Here is a 15,331-nt window from a genome sequence, read left to right as displayed (position 1 = left end):
GCGTCAACGCAGGCGGCGCTTAGCGCACTCTGAGCGTTTGGTATCGCTGACGCCCGTAGGCGCGACGGGGCTGACCTTGGCCGACGTGCCCGTTGCCAATACTATCAACCTGTCCATAACGCCATTTTCCTAGAGGTTTTGTCATGAGCAAAGTTAGGGTTATTGGGTTAGGGATGATGGGTTCGGCGATAGCCAAGACCTATCGGAAGTCAGGTATTTCCCTCACTGTTTGGAACCGTTCAATCGAAAAAGCCACGGCGCTTGAAGGTGAAAACGTCGCCGTCGCTCAATCTATCTCTAACGCCGTAGCCGCAAGCCCCACAACGATCATATGCGTGGATGATCCCACGTCTATTTTTTCTCTTTTTGGAGACAGCCGTGTGCAACCGCTGCTCGATAATCGGACGATAGTCCAGCTCAGCACGTGTCTGCCGAAACAGGCCAGAGAGGCCAGAGATTGGTTGGCAGAAAAAAACGCGGACTATTTGGATGGAGAAATTCACTGCGGCCCCCAAAACATAGGAACCAAAGATGGCAGGATACTTATCTCTGGCTCGTCGACCACATTTGAACAAGTTGCATCACTCTTTGACTGCCTGGGCGAAAGAATAGACTTCCTTGGGGACGACATAGCAGCGGCGTCCACACTTGATCTGGCCTGGTTATCAACCCGTTTCGGTGAGTTTGCCGGAATGCTTCACGCTGCAAACGTTTGCCGTGCAGAGGGGATCGAACTTCAGAAATTTATCTCGATGTTCCCAGATAACCCAAGAATTCAGCATCATGTCGGAACAATACGCGATGGTACATATGACCAACGAACCGCCATGCTTTCAGTTTGGCAGGGCTCACTTGAATTGCTGAGGCGGCAATCACTTGACGCTGGTATGAACTCGGAGTTTCCGGACTACTTCGGCAGGTTATTCGAGAAAGCAATCGAAGCCGGCTATGGGGAAGAGCATGTTATGGCGCTTTTCAAAGCCTTGCAGAAAGACAGGTGATCAGAACGAGCCTCTCAGGGCTCAAAACCGCCCAATGCACCTTGCGGCACACAGTTTTCATGAAAACACCAGCTCACTACTCTACCGCTAATAAAGGGCCGCCAAAAGGCCGACCCTACTTGAAGCTGCGGCTGTCCTTGATCTGATCCCAGGCCCAGACGACCTCTTGCAGCTGTTCTTCCTGCGACCGGTCGCCGCCGTTCATGTCCGGGTGCAGCACCTTGATCAGCTTCTTGTAGGCTTTGCGGATCTCGGCCTTCGACCAGCTGTCCTGCGCCTCCAGAATTTCAATCGCCCGGCGCTCGGTCGGGGGCAAGCGGCGACCGCCGGAATTGGCGCGACCGGGGTTCTTCGTGGCGTTCTCACCCAGTACTTGATGCGGGTCTTCGATGCCCAGGCGTGCCCAGGCGCGGGCCTCTGGGTCGCCCATGGGTTTGGTCTCACGCTCCCAGACCTTGTCCTTGGAACGCTGCGCGTTCAGCTCGGCCTCGGTGGTGCCGTCGAAGAAATTCCATTTCTGGTTATATTCGCGCACGTGCTGCTGGCAGAACCAGAAGAAGTCGTCCAGCACATCCGGCGCTTTGGGCGCGCGGAACTTGCCTGCCTCCTCACAGCCCTCATGATCGCAAATACGCGTCGAGGTCTCGGACGCGCCCGACATGCCCCGACGCCCGCGCGGCTTCTTTTTCTTCGCGCTGGACACGGACATATCGAATCCGAAGGGATCTGACTTCACCATCTGCTCAACCTCACGAACGCATCTTTTCGACTCGGAGGCAGCAGTTTAATCTAAGCAGCCGAAAGTAGAAGAGGGGGACGGCAATTAATTTGCCGATGAGCATAAAAATGAGCGTGACCGACGAAATCCGTGACCGCCTGCAGGCAGCATTTGATCCGCGTGAGCTGGACGTTGTAGACGACAGCGAAAGCCATCGCGGTCACGCAGGGTACCAAGAGGGCGGAGAAAGCCATTTCAACGTCCGTATCCGGGCGGAAGCTTTTCAGGGGCAATCCCGTGTTGCGCGCCATCGCGCGGTGCACAAAGCGCTGGGCGATATCGTGCCACGCATTCATGCGCTGGCGCTTGATATCGACGGCTAAGTTGCTTTCGATCTGCGCGATCAGTTTACTGGATAAGGCGCGTGGGAGATATAATCGTAAGTGGCCGGATGATCGACGTGTACGTTGCGCGGTTGCGAAAAAGATTGAACCTGCTCCTTCGGCCCCAACATTCATCAAGGCCGTGTAGGGGATTGGATATTGCTTTGCCGCCAATACACGCAAAACCGGCAGTTATGTCAGTTGCTTATACATATAGGTGGTCGGCTCCAACCGATCCTCGAAGGGGTTGCGGCAATAGTTCGGAATCTCTCCGGCAATATGAAAGCCCTGCGATTGGTAGAGCAGACGCGAAGGGTCGCTGCTGCGGGTATCCAGCACCAGCGTCGTTCGCCCTAAATCGCGCGCCCGGTCCTCTAATGCTTCCATCAGTGCCCGACCTAATCCGCGTCGGCGGGCCTGAGGGTGGACCAATAGCTTGGCGACATCAGCGCGATGCGGCTGGTTTGGCATGGAGGCGGGGATCAGCTGCACTGTTCCAAGTATGCCACCCCCATCATGAGCGACGAATAAATCTAACGCTTCGATCTGCAAATCCGGCCTTACCCGACCCAGCCAGTAGCTGCGGGCATCCTCCTTTGAGAATGGCAGGATAAAGCCTATGCTGGCGCCAGTGTGGACGCAGCTATGAAGGATATCCGTCAGATCCTCGAGCGCTTCGTCAAAATAGGCAGCAGTTAATCGTGTGATCATATCAGTACCAACAGATAACGCGCGCCGCGTGCAGGCCCGGTTTGGAACCGTGTTGCTCCGGATAAATGATAGCGTAGACAATCCCCGTCATTGAGCATGTGATCGACGCCATCGACCGTGAGCGTCAGTTCCCCGTCCCGCATGATCAGGTGATGCTCCTGCCCGGGCTTTGGGGGGGTGTCATAGCTGATTACAGTGTTTGGGGGCAGCTGACCTTCCATGACTTCGCCGCTCAACCCGGCAGCGGGTGGTGAGACGGACCGGCGAGTGAAACCGGTCTCGGGATCGCGCCATTCGGGTTGGCGCTCAAGGGGGATGCGAGGGTCGAAACTGTCTTCGACCATCATCAGCAGGCGCGACATGGGCAAGCCATAGGCGGCACACAATCGGCCCAGCGTTTCCGCCGTCGGGCTGACATCCCCCTTTTCCATCCGAGACAGCGTCGCGCGGCTTATGCCGCTATGTTCGGCAAGCTGGTCAAGCGACCAGCCGCGTCCCTGGCGCAGCTCTTTCAGCCTTGTAGCGAGCCGGAAGGAGAGTTCATCTAGCATTGTTCAAATACGAGAATCATGTTCATATTTGGGATTATTGGCTAACAGATATCATGAACACAATAAAAAAGAGCGCAGAAGGCGCTACGCTCTTTCAATTTCTCGGGTGAACCGAAGGCTTACTTCCAGCCAACTTCATTGAAAATTTTCTGCGCCTCAGGGATGTTCTTGGCCACTTCAGACAGGTTTACTTCATCCGCCTTGAAATCGCCCAACGAGGCCACGTTCTCGGCCAGGGCCACGCCTTTAACCGCCGGGAATTCGTCGTTGCCGTTCGAGAAGTAGACCTGAGCCTGGTCGCTGGCCAGATACTCAAGGAACTTGATCGCGTTTTCCTTGTTCGGAGCGTTCGCCGCAACCCCTGCGCCCGACAAGTTCATGTGTGCACCCTCGGCATCCTGTGCCGGAAATTGCACGCCAATCATGTCCATATCAGCGCTCAGACCTTTGACGTCCCTGCGGATAGCGCGCGCAAAGTAGTAGGAATTCGAAACGGCAATCTCGCATTCACCGGATACGATGCCGCGCAGTTGGTCAGTATCACCGCCCTGAGGTTCACGCGCCATGTTGGCGACGATGCCTTCAGCCCAGGTTTTTGCGGCCTCAGCACCGTGGTTGGTGATGATCGCAGCCAGCAGGGTCTGGTTATAGGTGTTGCTGGAAGAGCGGATGCAGACCAGGCCTTTGTATTCAGGCTTGGCCAGATCCAGATAGCTTGCGGGTGGATTGGCGACCTCATTCTTGTCAAAGAAGATGATCCGGGCGCGCTGCGAGAAGCCATACCATTGGTTATCTTCGTCCTGCAGGTTGGCCGGAATACGCTCTTCCAGAATGGCGCTGTCGATCGTCTGCAGTAGGTCGGCATTCTTGGCGCGCGCCAGACGCGAGGTATCGACGGTCAGCAGGATGTCGGCGGGCGAGTTTGCGCCTTCAGCCTCCATGCGCGCGATCAACTCATCGGCCTTGCCTTCGATGCGGTTGATGGTGATGCCGGTTGCTTCTTCGAAATCGGAATACAGCCTCTCATCCGTATCATAGTGACGCGACGAATAGAGGTTCAGTTCGCCTTCGGCGACAGCAGATGTCGCAATCAGTGCCGTTAGGGCGGTGGCGATACAGGTGGAAGATTTCAGCATGATGTGTCCCAACATTAGAATACGCTGCGGGTTATAACCCGACTGATTTGGTCAATTAAACGATTCTGAGCGGGATGCAAGGAATTCCGACAAAATTGGTCGGTCAAATGGTCACGCCATATTTTTATGTTTCGGGGCTGAGGTCAGGTGCTTGGGCATTGGGCCACCTATTACCTTGCTGGCCAGAGCCGAATGGATTGATGGCATTCGCGTGGTCTGCCATTTCGCATCGCTGGTACAGGCACAAAAAAAAACCGCGCCCGAAGGCGCGGCTTTTTCTATTCGGAATGTGCAGTTCTTAGCCCTGGCGAGCTTTGAACTTGCGCTGCGTCTTGTTGATCACGTAGACGCGGCCTTTGCGACGCACAACCCGGCAGTCACGGTGCCGGTTCTTGAGCGAGCGGAGCGAGTTCTTGACCTTCATGGGTCTGTCTCCAATCTGCGGCGCCTTCATCAAAGACGTGGCCAGCGCCTGGGTTAGTCGGGTGCCCCGGAAGCCCGGAACAGTGAATCATGGTGGGCGGTACAAGGATCGAACTTGTGACCCCTTCGATGTCAACGAAGTGCTCTACCGCTGAGCTAACCGCCCATGAAACCGTCGCGTGACCTACCCCATAACGAAATGGGGCGCGGAACCCCGCGCCGGTAGCGGGGTCTATAAAAGGAGTCGTTGGGGGGATCAAGGGGTTTGGAAGAACTATTTTCCGGTCTATGTTCAATGCGAATAACGGAGAGCCCATGACCAAACCTTCGTCCAATGCCGCCTACCTACTGGATATGCCCGCCAAGCGCACGTCTTGCGTGGTATTTGCCTCTCCGCATAGCGGCAGGACCTATCCGGGCTCGCTTTTGAAGCGGTCGGTGCTGAACCGGCATGCGATTCGGTCGTCCGAAGATGCTTATGTCGATCAACTGTTCGATTCTGCCGCCACCTTTGGTGCGCCTTTGCTGGCTGCAGCTATGCCGCGCGCATATCTCGACTTGAACCGCAGCGCGGATGAGCTGGACCCTGCCTTGATCCAAGGCGCCCGCCGCCATGGGCATAACCCTCGCGTCGCTTCGGGGCTGGGCGTGATTCCGCGCGTCGTGGCGAACGGGCGCGCGATCTACAATGGCAAGCTGACGATGGACGAGGCGCGGCTGCGCATCGATACCTATTGGCGGCCTTACCACCAGCGCCTCAAGTCACTTCTGGCCGAATCGCATGCGACCTTCGGGCAGGCGATCCTGATCGATTGCCACTCGATGCCACATGAGGCGGTCGCCATGGCCAACAGCGGACGCAGTTCGCGGCCCGAGATTGTGTTGGGGGATCGGTTCGGAGCCTCTGCCTCGGGCGTGATCGTGGATCAGATCGAAGCGGCCTTTGCCTCGGTCGGGCTGAATGTGGTGCGCAATACGCCCTTCGCGGGGGCCTATGTCACCCAGACCTATGGCCGCCCGGCGCGTCATCAACACGCCATTCAGATCGAGATCGACCGGTCGCTCTATATGAATGAAGGCACGATCCAGCCCAATGGTAATTTCCAGGCCTTCCGCGACCTGTTGCGGCAGGTGACGGCGGATATTGCTGCCATCGGATCTGAAACACAACAGCTGGCGGCCGAATAGGCTAACGCAGCGCGCGCCCCTTCACGATCGCATCCGTTCCGAACCGTCGCCGGATTTCATCGGTGGCCCGTTCGGCCTGCGAGCGTTGTGCCGCACCGGGGTCCAGCAAATCACCCGAGATATCCGCCTGATCCTCTGGGCACAGATCGGACAGGCCACATCCCAACAGGCGATAGGGCCCCTGATCACCCACCTGATCAAAAAGGTTGCGCGCAATACGATAGATTCGGTCTGCGATCTGGGTCGCATCGCGCAGAGAGACCCTCCGCGTTATGATCTTGTGATTGGCCTGTTTCAGCTTGAGCGTCACCACTCGCCCGGCCAGCCCTCTGGCCTTGGCCCGGTCGGCTACCTTCTCGGACATGCGCCAGATATGCCCGTCCAGAATGTCCGTGCTAGCGGTATCCTCGAAAAACGTAGTCTCGTTGCTGATCGACTTCATCGGTGTATGTGCCGAGACCCGACGTTTGTCCTGCCCTCGGGCGAGATGCCACAGACGATATCCCATTGATCCAAACCGCGCCGTCAACGCCTCCTGATCCCAGCGCAACAGGTCGCTGAAGGTGCGAATACCCGCCCGTTCCAGCGTCTCCTGCGCCGCCGGGCCAATGCCCCAGATCAGGCGCACGGGTCGGTCATGCAGGAACTCGGCAGTCTCTGCCTTGCCGATCACCGAAAACCCGCGCGGCTTGTCGAGGTCCGAGGCCACCTTGGCCAGAAATTTGTTATGACTCAGCCCGATCGAGCCGGTCAGTCCCTGTTCGTCCTTCATCCGCTTGACGAGCCGGGCGAGCATCACAGCAGGCGGCGCGCCATGCAGCCGCGCGGTACCGGAGAGATCCATAAAGGCTTCATCCAGCGATAGGGGTTCCACATCCGGCGTCAGATCGTCCATCATCGCCCGAATTTCGCGTGAGACGCTGGCATAAAGCGACATGCGAGGTTTAATCACCACCGCATCAGGGCAGAGCGTCAGCGCCTTGAACATCGGCATGGCCGAGCGTACGCCGCGAATGCGGGCCACGTAACAGGCGGTGGAGACCACGCCGCGCTTACCGCCACCGATGATCACCGGCTTGTCCGCCAGATCGGGATTTTCACGTTTCTCGACCGAGGCATAAAATGCATCGCAATCCATATGCGCGATGGTCAGGTCAAACAGTTCGGGATGGGATTTCACACGCGGGCTGCCGCAGGACGGACAGCGCCGCTCGTCGGTCAGTGTGGTCAGGCAATCTCGGCAAAGACCGGGCATTCGGTTTCCCGTTTTTCACGCGGTTCAGGTCAGGACCAGTCTTATAACAGCTCAGGTCCCGGTTCAAAGGATTGGGTCGGGGTGGGGGAGTGTCTACTGACAAGAAAACCCCCCGCGGTAGCGGGGGGAGAAGGTAACGGACCTCAGGAAGTCACAGTCCGTTGGGGAGTGTCTTGCATTTAGAATCGCTTAAAACTGCTGTTTTCGATAGCTGTAAGCGTCGGATCGAAAAACTCGCATATTTGATGTGTGTTTTCGGGCACAGGGGCGATTTGGCGCAGAAAGGGTAAAAATTGACCTAAGGTCAACTGGTTGCCTGCAGTTGCTATCGTAAATGCCGGGCGATTCCGTGCGGAATTCAATGCCGCGTCAAAGAATTTAACTCGTTCAGAACAGCTTCTGCTGCCGCTTTGGGATCGTCGGCCTGATAGATCGGTCTTCCGACGACGATATGATCCGCACCATCTCCGATTGCACTCGCTGGGGTCGCCACACGTTTCTGATCGCCCAGAGCAGCGCCCGCAGGCCGAACGCCTGGAGTGACGATCAAGCGGCCGTCCGCCTGGGGCAGGGCGCGGATCAAGGCGGCCTCTTGCGGGCTGGCAATGACGCCGTCGGCCCCGGCCTCCAGCGCGCGTGCGGCGCGCTCGACGACCAGTTCTTGCACATCACCGGCCTTCAGCAGGCTGGCATCCAGATCGTCACGGTTCAATGAGGTCAGAATGGTCACAGCCAAAATCTTCAGGTCTTTGCCCGAGGCGCCTTCTTTGGCCGCCCGCACCACATGCGGATCGCCATGCACGGTCAGGAAATCCAGATCAAACTGTGCCAATCCGCGTACTGCGTTCTCAACCGTATTGCCGATATCGAACAGTTTCATGTCCAGGAAAATACGCTTTCCGTGATCCTGCTTCAGCTCATTGGCCAGCGCCAGCCCGCCACCTGTCAGCATACCCAACCCGATTTTGTAGAAGGACACGGCGTCCCCCAGCCGTTCGGCCATGGCCAGTCCCTGCAAAGCGTTAGGAACATCAAGGGCAACGATCAGGCGGTCATCGGACATAGGTGGGCTCCTTTTTGGCAAACTTCTGCGTCGTAACGGGTTCGGGGCGTTCTGTCCATGCAGGAAGGTTGGGTGACGCAGTTCACGCATAAATTTCCTTGCTGTGCTATGTTGCGGCAATTCAAAGCAAGGGACAGAATGATGCAGAAGATAGTAGCGATTGGCGCAGCGCTGATGCTGGCCGCCTGTGATGACACCCCGCAAAACGATCCTTCAGATACCGGCGTGGCCCCGGCTCCGACCAATGACAACCTTCCCCTGGTGGGCGGCTATCGGTCCGAGGATGACTGGTGCCAGCTCACAGGAGAAAGCCCCTTTACCGGCGAGTTTCTGGATCACACCGCGGATCTGGTTTCATGCCCCACAGGCAGTAGTGCCGAGCAATCGCTGCTTGAGATGTATAATGCCCAGAAGATGGCGGAAACGGGCGGTTACTCCGTCTATTCAATCCCGCGGGGTTGACGGCGTCTTGCCACCCAATAGGCATTGAGGGCGATCAGGCCGATACCTGACAGCTCCAACAGCCAATTGACACGGATGAACAGGAAGTCTGCGTTCAGCAGGGAGTCGAATTTGTGAAACCCTGCTGCGCGGATCAACACGAAACAGATCAGGGCAATGAACCCTATCAGGGCCACGCCGACCTGGCGCAGATGCTTGCGGAGAAACCAAAGGCTGACCAGCGCGCCCCAGAAACCGCAGAAGATCACCGCCAGTATAAAGCCGACCTGGACCGAGCGGCGATCCTGATACCAGCCCTGCATGTGTGAGAGGCAGCGGGCGCTGGCGGTCAGAGCGGATTGCAGGTCAAGCTGCTTGTTGATCATCAGGGCGAACAACAGCAAAGACAGAAGCAGCCAGAACCATCGAACGCTGGGGCTGCATGCCGCGCGCAGGCATAAAAGAGCGGTGACGCCATAAACCGCAACTGTCAGCCATCCGACCGGGCTCGGGTCGCCGATAACGGTTGACCAATGTTCTGCAATGCAGTTGCCGAGGTCGTTGAGTGAAATCATCGCGAGGTGTTCCCAAAACCGGTTCGGTATCATTGGTTTGTGGCAAATCCCCATGGTTTTGCAAGCGCAGAAAGTTGACTGTGTTATTGTAGGGAAACGGTCTTGAATACACGCCAATATTTCCCAAATTGAATCTGAGGCCCAGACCGACGCGTGCCGCCAAGCGGGCGCAACACTTTCGGGCGCTTATAAAAAGGAGAATAACATGGACTTGAACAAGTTCACCGAGCGGGCACGGGGTTTCGTGCAGGCGGCGCAGACCATTGCGCTGCGCGAGGGGCACCAGAGGCTGGAACCCACACATATTCTTAAAGCACTGATGGATGACGATCAGGGGCTGGCGAGCAATCTGATCACCCGCGCAGGCGGCGCGCCGAACCGTGTGGTTGAGGCTCTGGATGCTGCGATGGGCAAGATCCCGAAGGTCAGCGGTGACGCAAGCCAGATTTATATGGATGGTCAGACCGCCAAGGTTTTGGACGAGGCCACTAAGATCGCCACCAAGGCGGGTGATAGCTTTGTTCCGGTCGAACGCGTGTTGATGGCGCTATGTATGGTGAAATCCAAAGCCAAAGAGGCCTTAGAGGCCGGTGCCGTATCCGCCCAGAAGCTGAACGAGGCGATCAATGACATCCGTAAAGGTCGCACCGCTGACACCGCGTCGGCGGAAGAGGGCTATGATGCGCTCAAGAAATACGCGCGCGATCTGACCGAGGCTGCGGCTGAGGGCAAAATTGACCCGATCATCGGGCGGGATGAGGAAATCCGCCGCTCGATGCAGGTGCTGTCGCGCCGCACCAAAAACAACCCGGTTCTAATCGGGGAGCCCGGCGTCGGTAAAACCGCGATTGCCGAGGGTATGGCCCTACGCATCGTCAACGGCGACGTGCCGGAATCGCTGAAGGACAAAAAGCTGCTGGCGCTCGATATGGGTGCGCTCATCGCCGGTGCGAAATATCGCGGTGAGTTCGAAGAACGCCTCAAGGCCGTTCTGACCGAGGTCACTGAGGCCGCTGGCGAGATCATTCTGTTCATCGACGAGATGCACACTCTGGTCGGGGCGGGGAAGTCTGACGGCGCGATGGATGCCGCAAACCTGATCAAGCCTGCGCTTGCCCGGGGTGAGTTGCATTGTATCGGTGCGACCACGCTGGATGAGTACCGCAAATACGTCGAAAAAGACGCGGCCCTTGCGCGTCGGTTCCAGCCTGTGATGGTCACCGAACCGACGGTAGAGGACACGATCAGCATCCTGCGCGGCATCAAGGAAAAGTACGAGTTGCACCACGGCGTGCGCATTTCGGACTCGGCGCTGGTATCGGCGGCGACTCTGTCGCATCGCTATATCACCGACCGGTTCCTGCCCGACAAAGCCATCGATTTGGTCGATGAGGCGGCGTCGCGTCTGCGGATGGAGGTGGATTCCAAGCCCGAAGAGCTGGATCAGCTGGATCGTCAGATCCTGCAGATGCAGATCGAGGAAGAGGCGCTGAAGCTTGAGGACGACGCGGCCTCGAAGGATCGTCTGGAAACCTTGCAAAAGGATCTGGCTGATCTGCAGGAGAAATCCGCCGAGATGACCGCCCAGTGGCAGGCCGAACGTGACAAGCTTGCGGGCGCGCGCGACCTGAAAGAACAGCTCGACAAAGCGCGGGCTGATCTGGAGATCGCCAAGCGCGAAGGCAATCTGGCGAAAGCGGGTGAGCTGTCTTATGGCGTCATCCCCGAGCTTGAGAAAAAGCTGACCGAGGCCGAGAACGCCGAAAGCAACGCCATGATGGCCGAGGAGACCGTGCGCCCGGAACAGATCGCTTCCGTCGTGGAGCGTTGGACCGGTATCCCGACCTCGAAAATGTTGGAAGGTGAGCGCGAGAAACTGCTGAGGATGGAAGACGATCTGCATTCACGCGTGATCGGTCAGGATGCGGCGGTGACTGCCGTGGCCAACGCTGTGCGCCGCGCGCGTGCGGGTCTGAATGACGAAGGCCGCCCGTTGGGTTCGTTCCTGTTCCTCGGGCCAACCGGCGTGGGTAAAACTGAACTGACCAAAGCCGTGGCGAACTTCCTGTTCGACGACGACAACGCGATGGTGCGCATCGATATGTCCGAGTTCATGGAGAAACACGCGGTCGCCCGTCTGATCGGTGCCCCTCCGGGCTATGTCGGTTATGACGAAGGTGGCGTGCTGACCGAAGCCGTGCGGCGCCGGCCCTATCAGGTTGTGCTGTTCGATGAGGTCGAAAAGGCGCACCCGGATGTGTTCAATGTGCTGTTGCAGGTTCTCGATGACGGCGTGCTGACCGATGGTCAGGGCCGCACCGTGGATTTCAAGCAGACGCTGATCATCTTGACGTCGAACCTCGGCTCACAGGCGCTCAGCCAGTTGCCCGAAGGGGCAGACAGCGCGCAGGCGCGGCGCGACGTGATGGACGCGGTCCGGGCGCATTTCCGGCCCGAATTCCTGAACCGTCTGGACGAGACTATTATATTCGACCGGCTCAAGCGCGCCGATATGGATGGCATCGTCGATATCCAGATGGCGCGTCTGCAGAAACGTCTTGCCGCCCGCAAGATCGAGCTGGCATTGGATGATGGTGCCAAGGAATGGCTGGCGAACGAAGGCTATGATCCGGTCTTCGGTGCGCGCCCGCTGAAACGTGTGATCCAGCGTGCGTTGCAGAACCCATTGGCCGAAGCATTGCTGGCCGGTGAGATCAAGGACGGAGAGACTGTTCCTGTGTCAGCTGGTTCTGACGGCCTGATCATCGGCGATCGGTTGGGAACGTCTGATCGTCCACGCCCGGATGATGCCGTGGTGCATTAACTGACAGAACCTGAAAGGCCCGCCGATATGGCGGGCCTTTTTTAAAGTCAGATCAAACAACTCTGACCGTTCCCTTCATATGCGGGTGGAACACGCAGAAATAGGTCAACACCATCCCGTCTTCGACGGTGATCTCGGCGCTTTCATTCCGCTTCAGTTCCGCGGTCTCCCAACTCAGGTCGTCGGCCGAAGCAGTGTGAGGAGCGATGTCAAGATTGGTCCAGCGGATGATGTCTCCGACTCGAACCTCGATTTGCTCTGGCTCATAGGTGAAACGCTTGATCGTCACTTCATGCACCTTGGCGGCTTGCTCCGCGCGCGCCGAGAATGTCAGGGCGGTTGCTGAAGCCACCGCCCCTCCAAGAAACGTGCGCCGCATGATGGTGCGTGGCATTAATTCAGCGACTCGACCATCACTTCGGCATGACCTTCATGGGCCTTGAATATCTCAAGCCCTTGTTCGAACAGCGCCTTGACCTCGGCGTTGTCGATATTGGGGATCATGGTGCCTTCAACCAGCTCGTTCACTGCCTGATGATAGGCCAGCTCATTGGCGGCATATGCCGCATCGAACTCGGCCCCGCGCAGTTGCGAAAGATTGTCGATGATCTTCTCGGCATTGGCATTCAGTGTCTGGCTGAATGCGTTATCCTGTGCGGTAGCCCCCAGCTTATCAAGTAATCCGAGTGCGGCGGCATTCACAGCGGTGTGGTCGCGGATCATGGTATTTGCGAATTCATGGATATCGGGATTTTCCGACAGGGCGAGCGCCAGATGCGCATAACGGATATCGATATTGTCGGCGGTATAGGCGATATGGGCATATTCCAGATCGTTCATATCCGCGATTTCCTGTGCCGAAGCCTGCGCGCCTGTCATGGCAATTGCAACGGCGAGAACGGAAACTAGTTTGTGCATTTGAGAAACTCCTCGAGAGATATTTTTTGCCCGCCCAGTATTTTCCGATCCTCTGTGCTGTCACAGACCGGAGCGTTCACAACAGGACTCAGATCGTCCGGAAAGCAGAACGAAGAAGCAGTCAGCGGATCTCTTTCAGGGCTCGTTGCTATCCAAAAGAGTTCAGGCGGTTTCAAGGGGCGCAAATCCACCGAACTCACGCCAGCGGGGGCATGTGCGCTCAATTGCCCGTTCTCTACGTTACAATCTCGTCTCTCAATCGTTACGCTTGTTTCCTTGGCACTGTGCTATGAGCAGACTACCTCGTTCCTGAGGCAGACTGTTAACGGAGACTTACATGGCGCACCGCTGGACCAATACTTTGACACATGCCGACGTCACCCCCCGGGCGGCGTTTCTGAACCGGCGGCAAGTGATGGCCGGACTGGCGGGTGTGGGGCTGGCAGGTCTGGCGCGACCGGCGGCAGCGGCTGAAACGCTTGAGCCGAACACTTGGGAAGAGGTCACCTCGTACAACAATTATTATGAGTTCGGCACCCGCAAGGATGACCCGGCAAAATATGCCCACACGCTGGTAACCGAGCCCTGGAGCGTGCAGATTGATGGCTTGGTCGACCGCCCCGGCGAATATGACTTCAACGACATCATGTCCGAAATGACGGTTGAGGAGCGTATCTATCGATTCCGTTGTGTCGAGGCGTGGTCGATGGTCATTCCGTGGAATGGTTTCGAACTGGCTGATCTGCTGAATATGGCGGGTGTTCAGGAGGGCGCGAAATATGTCGCGTTCGAGACCGCCTATCGTCCGGACGAAATGCCTGGTGTCGCATATCCGGTGCTGGAGTGGCCTTATCGCGAAGGACTGCGACTGGACGAAGCGATGCATCCGCTGACCATCATGGCCACGGGAATCTACGACAAACCGATCCCGAACCAGAATGGCGCGCCCCTTCGTCTGGTTGTGCCGTGGAAATATGGCTTCAAGTCGATCAAATCCATAGTACGTATCACTCTGACGGATACCCAGCCTCTGACCAGCTGGAACATGGCTGGCCCGCGCGAGTATGGATTCTACAGCAACGTGAACCCAAACGTGGATCACCCGCGTTGGTCTCAGGCCTCGGAACGACAAATCGGCGGTGGTTTATTCGCCAAACGTATCCCGACCCTGATGTTCAATGGGTATGAAGAAGACGTTGCCAGCCTTTACGAAGGTATGGATTTGGCGAAATACTACTGAGATCATGCAACGCCTCAACGATATTCTGCGTCGTATCCCTGTTTGGGTAGTGTACCTGGTGGGCGCGCTTCCTGCGCCATGGTTGTTTTATCAAGGCATGACAGGGGGTCTTGGTATAGAACCAATTGAGGCGTTGGAGCATCGCTTCGGGGAACTTGCGTTACAGCTCTTGATTCTAGGCCTCGCGATTTCGCCATTGCGACGACTCGCCCGAATAAATCTGATGAAGTTCCGTCGTGCTATTGGCGTTCTGACATTCTCATATGTCTCGCTGCACCTCTTGGTCTGGCTGGTTCTGGATGTTCAGATCCCCAGTCAGATCTGGGCGGACATCGTTAAGCGTCCGTATATCACGGTTGGGATGGCTGCTTTTGTCCTGTTGCTGCCGCTTGCGCTCACGTCCAACAACTGGTCGGTCCGCCGTCTTGGCCCGCGATGGCGCAAGTTGCATCGTCTGGTTTATCCGGCCGCGATTCTGGGCGCGTTGCATTACGTGATGTTGGCGAAGGGCTTCCAGATCGAACCGCTGGTCTATCTCGTGATCGTTTTGGGTCTGCTGAGCCTGCGTCTGCCTGTTTCCGCTTTTCTTGTTCGGTTGCGGCAGGTCGATTCCACCTGACTCGAAGGCGAGTCTGTGGGTAACTGCGTGAATAAGTGATCTGCCGCGCGATTTGTTTACGGATGACGCCATTGATCGCGCAACTCATCTGGAGGGGCGGGAATTAACTATATGCTTTTTAATGTAAAAATAGAAATTCGAAGATTTTTTGCCGATTTTCGATTTTTCTACTTGCGGCTTCTCGGTGATATACTTAGAACGCCCTTCACCGGCGCTGCTGAGGTGGTTGTTGGGACGCTGGGAACGGCGGAGACGGGCCGGAGAGACGGTTGGACGCTCGGGAGA

The 15,331-nt window shown here is 57.2% G+C and carries 18 protein-coding genes and 1 tRNA gene; 7 read left to right on the top strand and 12 right to left on the bottom strand.

Features of this window, described 5'->3' with window-relative positions:
• Positions 1-143 precede the first annotated feature (143 nt).
• Positions 144-1,001 carry an NAD(P)-dependent oxidoreductase gene (locus ACR0AZ_RS19655; protein ID WP_480470606.1) on the top strand — a complete coding sequence of 286 codons (858 nt, stop codon included), beginning with the start codon at positions 144-146 and terminating at the stop codon, positions 999-1,001.
• A 115-nt stretch (positions 1,002-1,116) separates the two neighbouring features.
• Here ACR0AZ_RS19655 and ACR0AZ_RS19650 read toward each other — a convergent pair whose 3' ends face one another.
• On the bottom strand, positions 1,117-1,740 hold the full coding sequence (locus ACR0AZ_RS19650; RefSeq protein WP_170716335.1) for a DnaJ domain-containing protein: 624 nt from the start codon (positions 1,738-1,740) through the stop codon (positions 1,117-1,119).
• A gap of 107 nt (positions 1,741-1,847) precedes the next feature.
• Between ACR0AZ_RS19650 and ACR0AZ_RS19645 the strand changes: the two genes are divergently transcribed.
• Positions 1,848-2,102 carry a BolA family protein gene (locus ACR0AZ_RS19645; protein WP_480470605.1) on the top strand — a complete coding sequence of 85 codons (255 nt, stop codon included), beginning with the start codon at positions 1,848-1,850 and terminating at the stop codon, positions 2,100-2,102.
• 192 nt (positions 2,103-2,294) lie between these two features.
• Here the strand turns inward: ACR0AZ_RS19645 and ACR0AZ_RS19640 are convergent, their stop codons facing one another.
• From ACR0AZ_RS19640 to ACR0AZ_RS19620, 5 genes are all read right to left on the bottom strand, one after another.
• Positions 2,295-2,813, bottom strand: a complete 519-nt coding sequence (locus ACR0AZ_RS19640; RefSeq protein WP_480470604.1) for an N-acetyltransferase family protein — start codon at positions 2,811-2,813, stop codon at positions 2,295-2,297.
• The gene (locus ACR0AZ_RS19635; protein ID WP_480470603.1) at positions 2,810-3,364 is read right to left on the bottom strand and encodes a helix-turn-helix domain-containing protein; all 555 of its coding nucleotides are present in this window, start codon (positions 3,362-3,364) and stop codon (positions 2,810-2,812) included. Before ACR0AZ_RS19635 ends, ACR0AZ_RS19640 begins: the two co-directional genes overlap by 4 nt.
• A 119-nt stretch (positions 3,365-3,483) precedes the next feature.
• Entirely contained in the window at positions 3,484-4,500 is a 1,017-nt protein-coding gene (locus ACR0AZ_RS19630; protein WP_480668101.1) for a Fe(3+) ABC transporter substrate-binding protein, read from the bottom strand.
• Between the two features lie 298 nt (positions 4,501-4,798).
• Positions 4,799-4,924: a type B 50S ribosomal protein L36 gene (ykgO, locus tag ACR0AZ_RS19625; protein ID WP_005648635.1), complete on the bottom strand. Its 126-nt coding sequence runs from the start codon at positions 4,922-4,924 to the stop codon at positions 4,799-4,801.
• 90 nt (positions 4,925-5,014) lie between these two features.
• Positions 5,015-5,089, bottom strand: a tRNA-Val gene (locus ACR0AZ_RS19620).
• Between the two features lie 149 nt (positions 5,090-5,238).
• Here ACR0AZ_RS19620 and ACR0AZ_RS19615 point away from each other — a divergent pair.
• Positions 5,239-6,111, top strand: coding sequence for an N-formylglutamate amidohydrolase (locus ACR0AZ_RS19615; RefSeq protein WP_480470601.1), 873 nt, complete (start codon positions 5,239-5,241; stop codon positions 6,109-6,111).
• A gap of 1 nt (position 6,112) precedes the next feature.
• Here the strand turns inward: ACR0AZ_RS19615 and ACR0AZ_RS19610 are convergent, their stop codons facing one another.
• The gene (locus tag ACR0AZ_RS19610; protein ID WP_480470600.1) at positions 6,113-7,366 is read right to left on the bottom strand and encodes a DNA polymerase IV; all 1,254 of its coding nucleotides are present in this window, start codon (positions 7,364-7,366) and stop codon (positions 6,113-6,115) included.
• Positions 7,367-7,724: 358 nt separating this feature from the next.
• Positions 7,725-8,429 carry an orotidine-5'-phosphate decarboxylase gene (gene pyrF / locus ACR0AZ_RS19605; protein ID WP_480470599.1) on the bottom strand — a complete coding sequence of 235 codons (705 nt, stop codon included), beginning with the start codon at positions 8,427-8,429 and terminating at the stop codon, positions 7,725-7,727.
• Between the two features lie 141 nt (positions 8,430-8,570).
• On the opposite strand from pyrF, the gene ACR0AZ_RS19600 reads away from it, so the two are divergent.
• Positions 8,571-8,891 (top strand): hypothetical protein, encoded by a 321-nt coding sequence (locus ACR0AZ_RS19600; protein ID WP_480470598.1) that lies wholly within the window; start codon positions 8,571-8,573, stop codon positions 8,889-8,891.
• On the opposite strand, the gene ACR0AZ_RS19595 is transcribed toward ACR0AZ_RS19600, so the two are convergent.
• Positions 8,870-9,445 carry an isopropylmalate isomerase gene (locus ACR0AZ_RS19595; protein WP_480668100.1) on the bottom strand — a complete coding sequence of 192 codons (576 nt, stop codon included), beginning with the start codon at positions 9,443-9,445 and terminating at the stop codon, positions 8,870-8,872. The genes ACR0AZ_RS19600 and ACR0AZ_RS19595 overlap by 22 nt on opposite strands.
• Positions 9,446-9,650: 205 nt before the next feature.
• Between ACR0AZ_RS19595 and clpB the strand changes: the two genes are divergently transcribed.
• A complete protein-coding gene (gene clpB, locus ACR0AZ_RS19590; protein ID WP_480668099.1) occupies positions 9,651-12,269 on the top strand; it encodes an ATP-dependent chaperone ClpB in 2,619 nt (872 codons plus the stop codon).
• 52 nt (positions 12,270-12,321) lie between these two features.
• Here the strand turns inward: clpB and ACR0AZ_RS19585 are convergent, their stop codons facing one another.
• Both ACR0AZ_RS19585 and ACR0AZ_RS19580 read right to left on the bottom strand, forming a co-directional pair.
• A complete protein-coding gene (locus ACR0AZ_RS19585) occupies positions 12,322-12,648 on the bottom strand; it encodes a cupredoxin domain-containing protein (protein WP_480668098.1) in 327 nt (108 codons plus the stop codon).
• Between the two features lie 14 nt (positions 12,649-12,662).
• A complete protein-coding gene (locus ACR0AZ_RS19580) occupies positions 12,663-13,187 on the bottom strand; it encodes a DUF4142 domain-containing protein (RefSeq protein WP_480668097.1) in 525 nt (174 codons plus the stop codon).
• Between the two features lie 337 nt (positions 13,188-13,524).
• Between ACR0AZ_RS19580 and msrP the strand changes: the two genes are divergently transcribed.
• Together msrP and msrQ are read left to right on the top strand one after the other, a co-directional pair.
• Positions 13,525-14,427 (top strand): protein-methionine-sulfoxide reductase catalytic subunit MsrP, encoded by a 903-nt coding sequence (msrP, locus tag ACR0AZ_RS19575; RefSeq protein WP_480660580.1) that lies wholly within the window; start codon positions 13,525-13,527, stop codon positions 14,425-14,427.
• Positions 14,428-14,431: 4 nt separating this feature from the next.
• Positions 14,432-15,046 carry a protein-methionine-sulfoxide reductase heme-binding subunit MsrQ gene (gene msrQ, locus ACR0AZ_RS19570; RefSeq protein WP_480668116.1) on the top strand — a complete coding sequence of 205 codons (615 nt, stop codon included), beginning with the start codon at positions 14,432-14,434 and terminating at the stop codon, positions 15,044-15,046.
• 84 nt (positions 15,047-15,130) lie between these two features.
• Here the strand turns inward: msrQ and ACR0AZ_RS19565 are convergent.
• The coding region (locus ACR0AZ_RS19565) for a hypothetical protein (protein WP_480668096.1) at positions 15,131-15,331 on the bottom strand (201 nt) is incomplete at its 5' end.

The organism is Ruegeria sp. BE3 (assembly GCF_056538865.1).
Note: the sequence above shows the minus strand (reverse complement) of the source record. Positions and strands in the feature narration are given on the sequence as shown.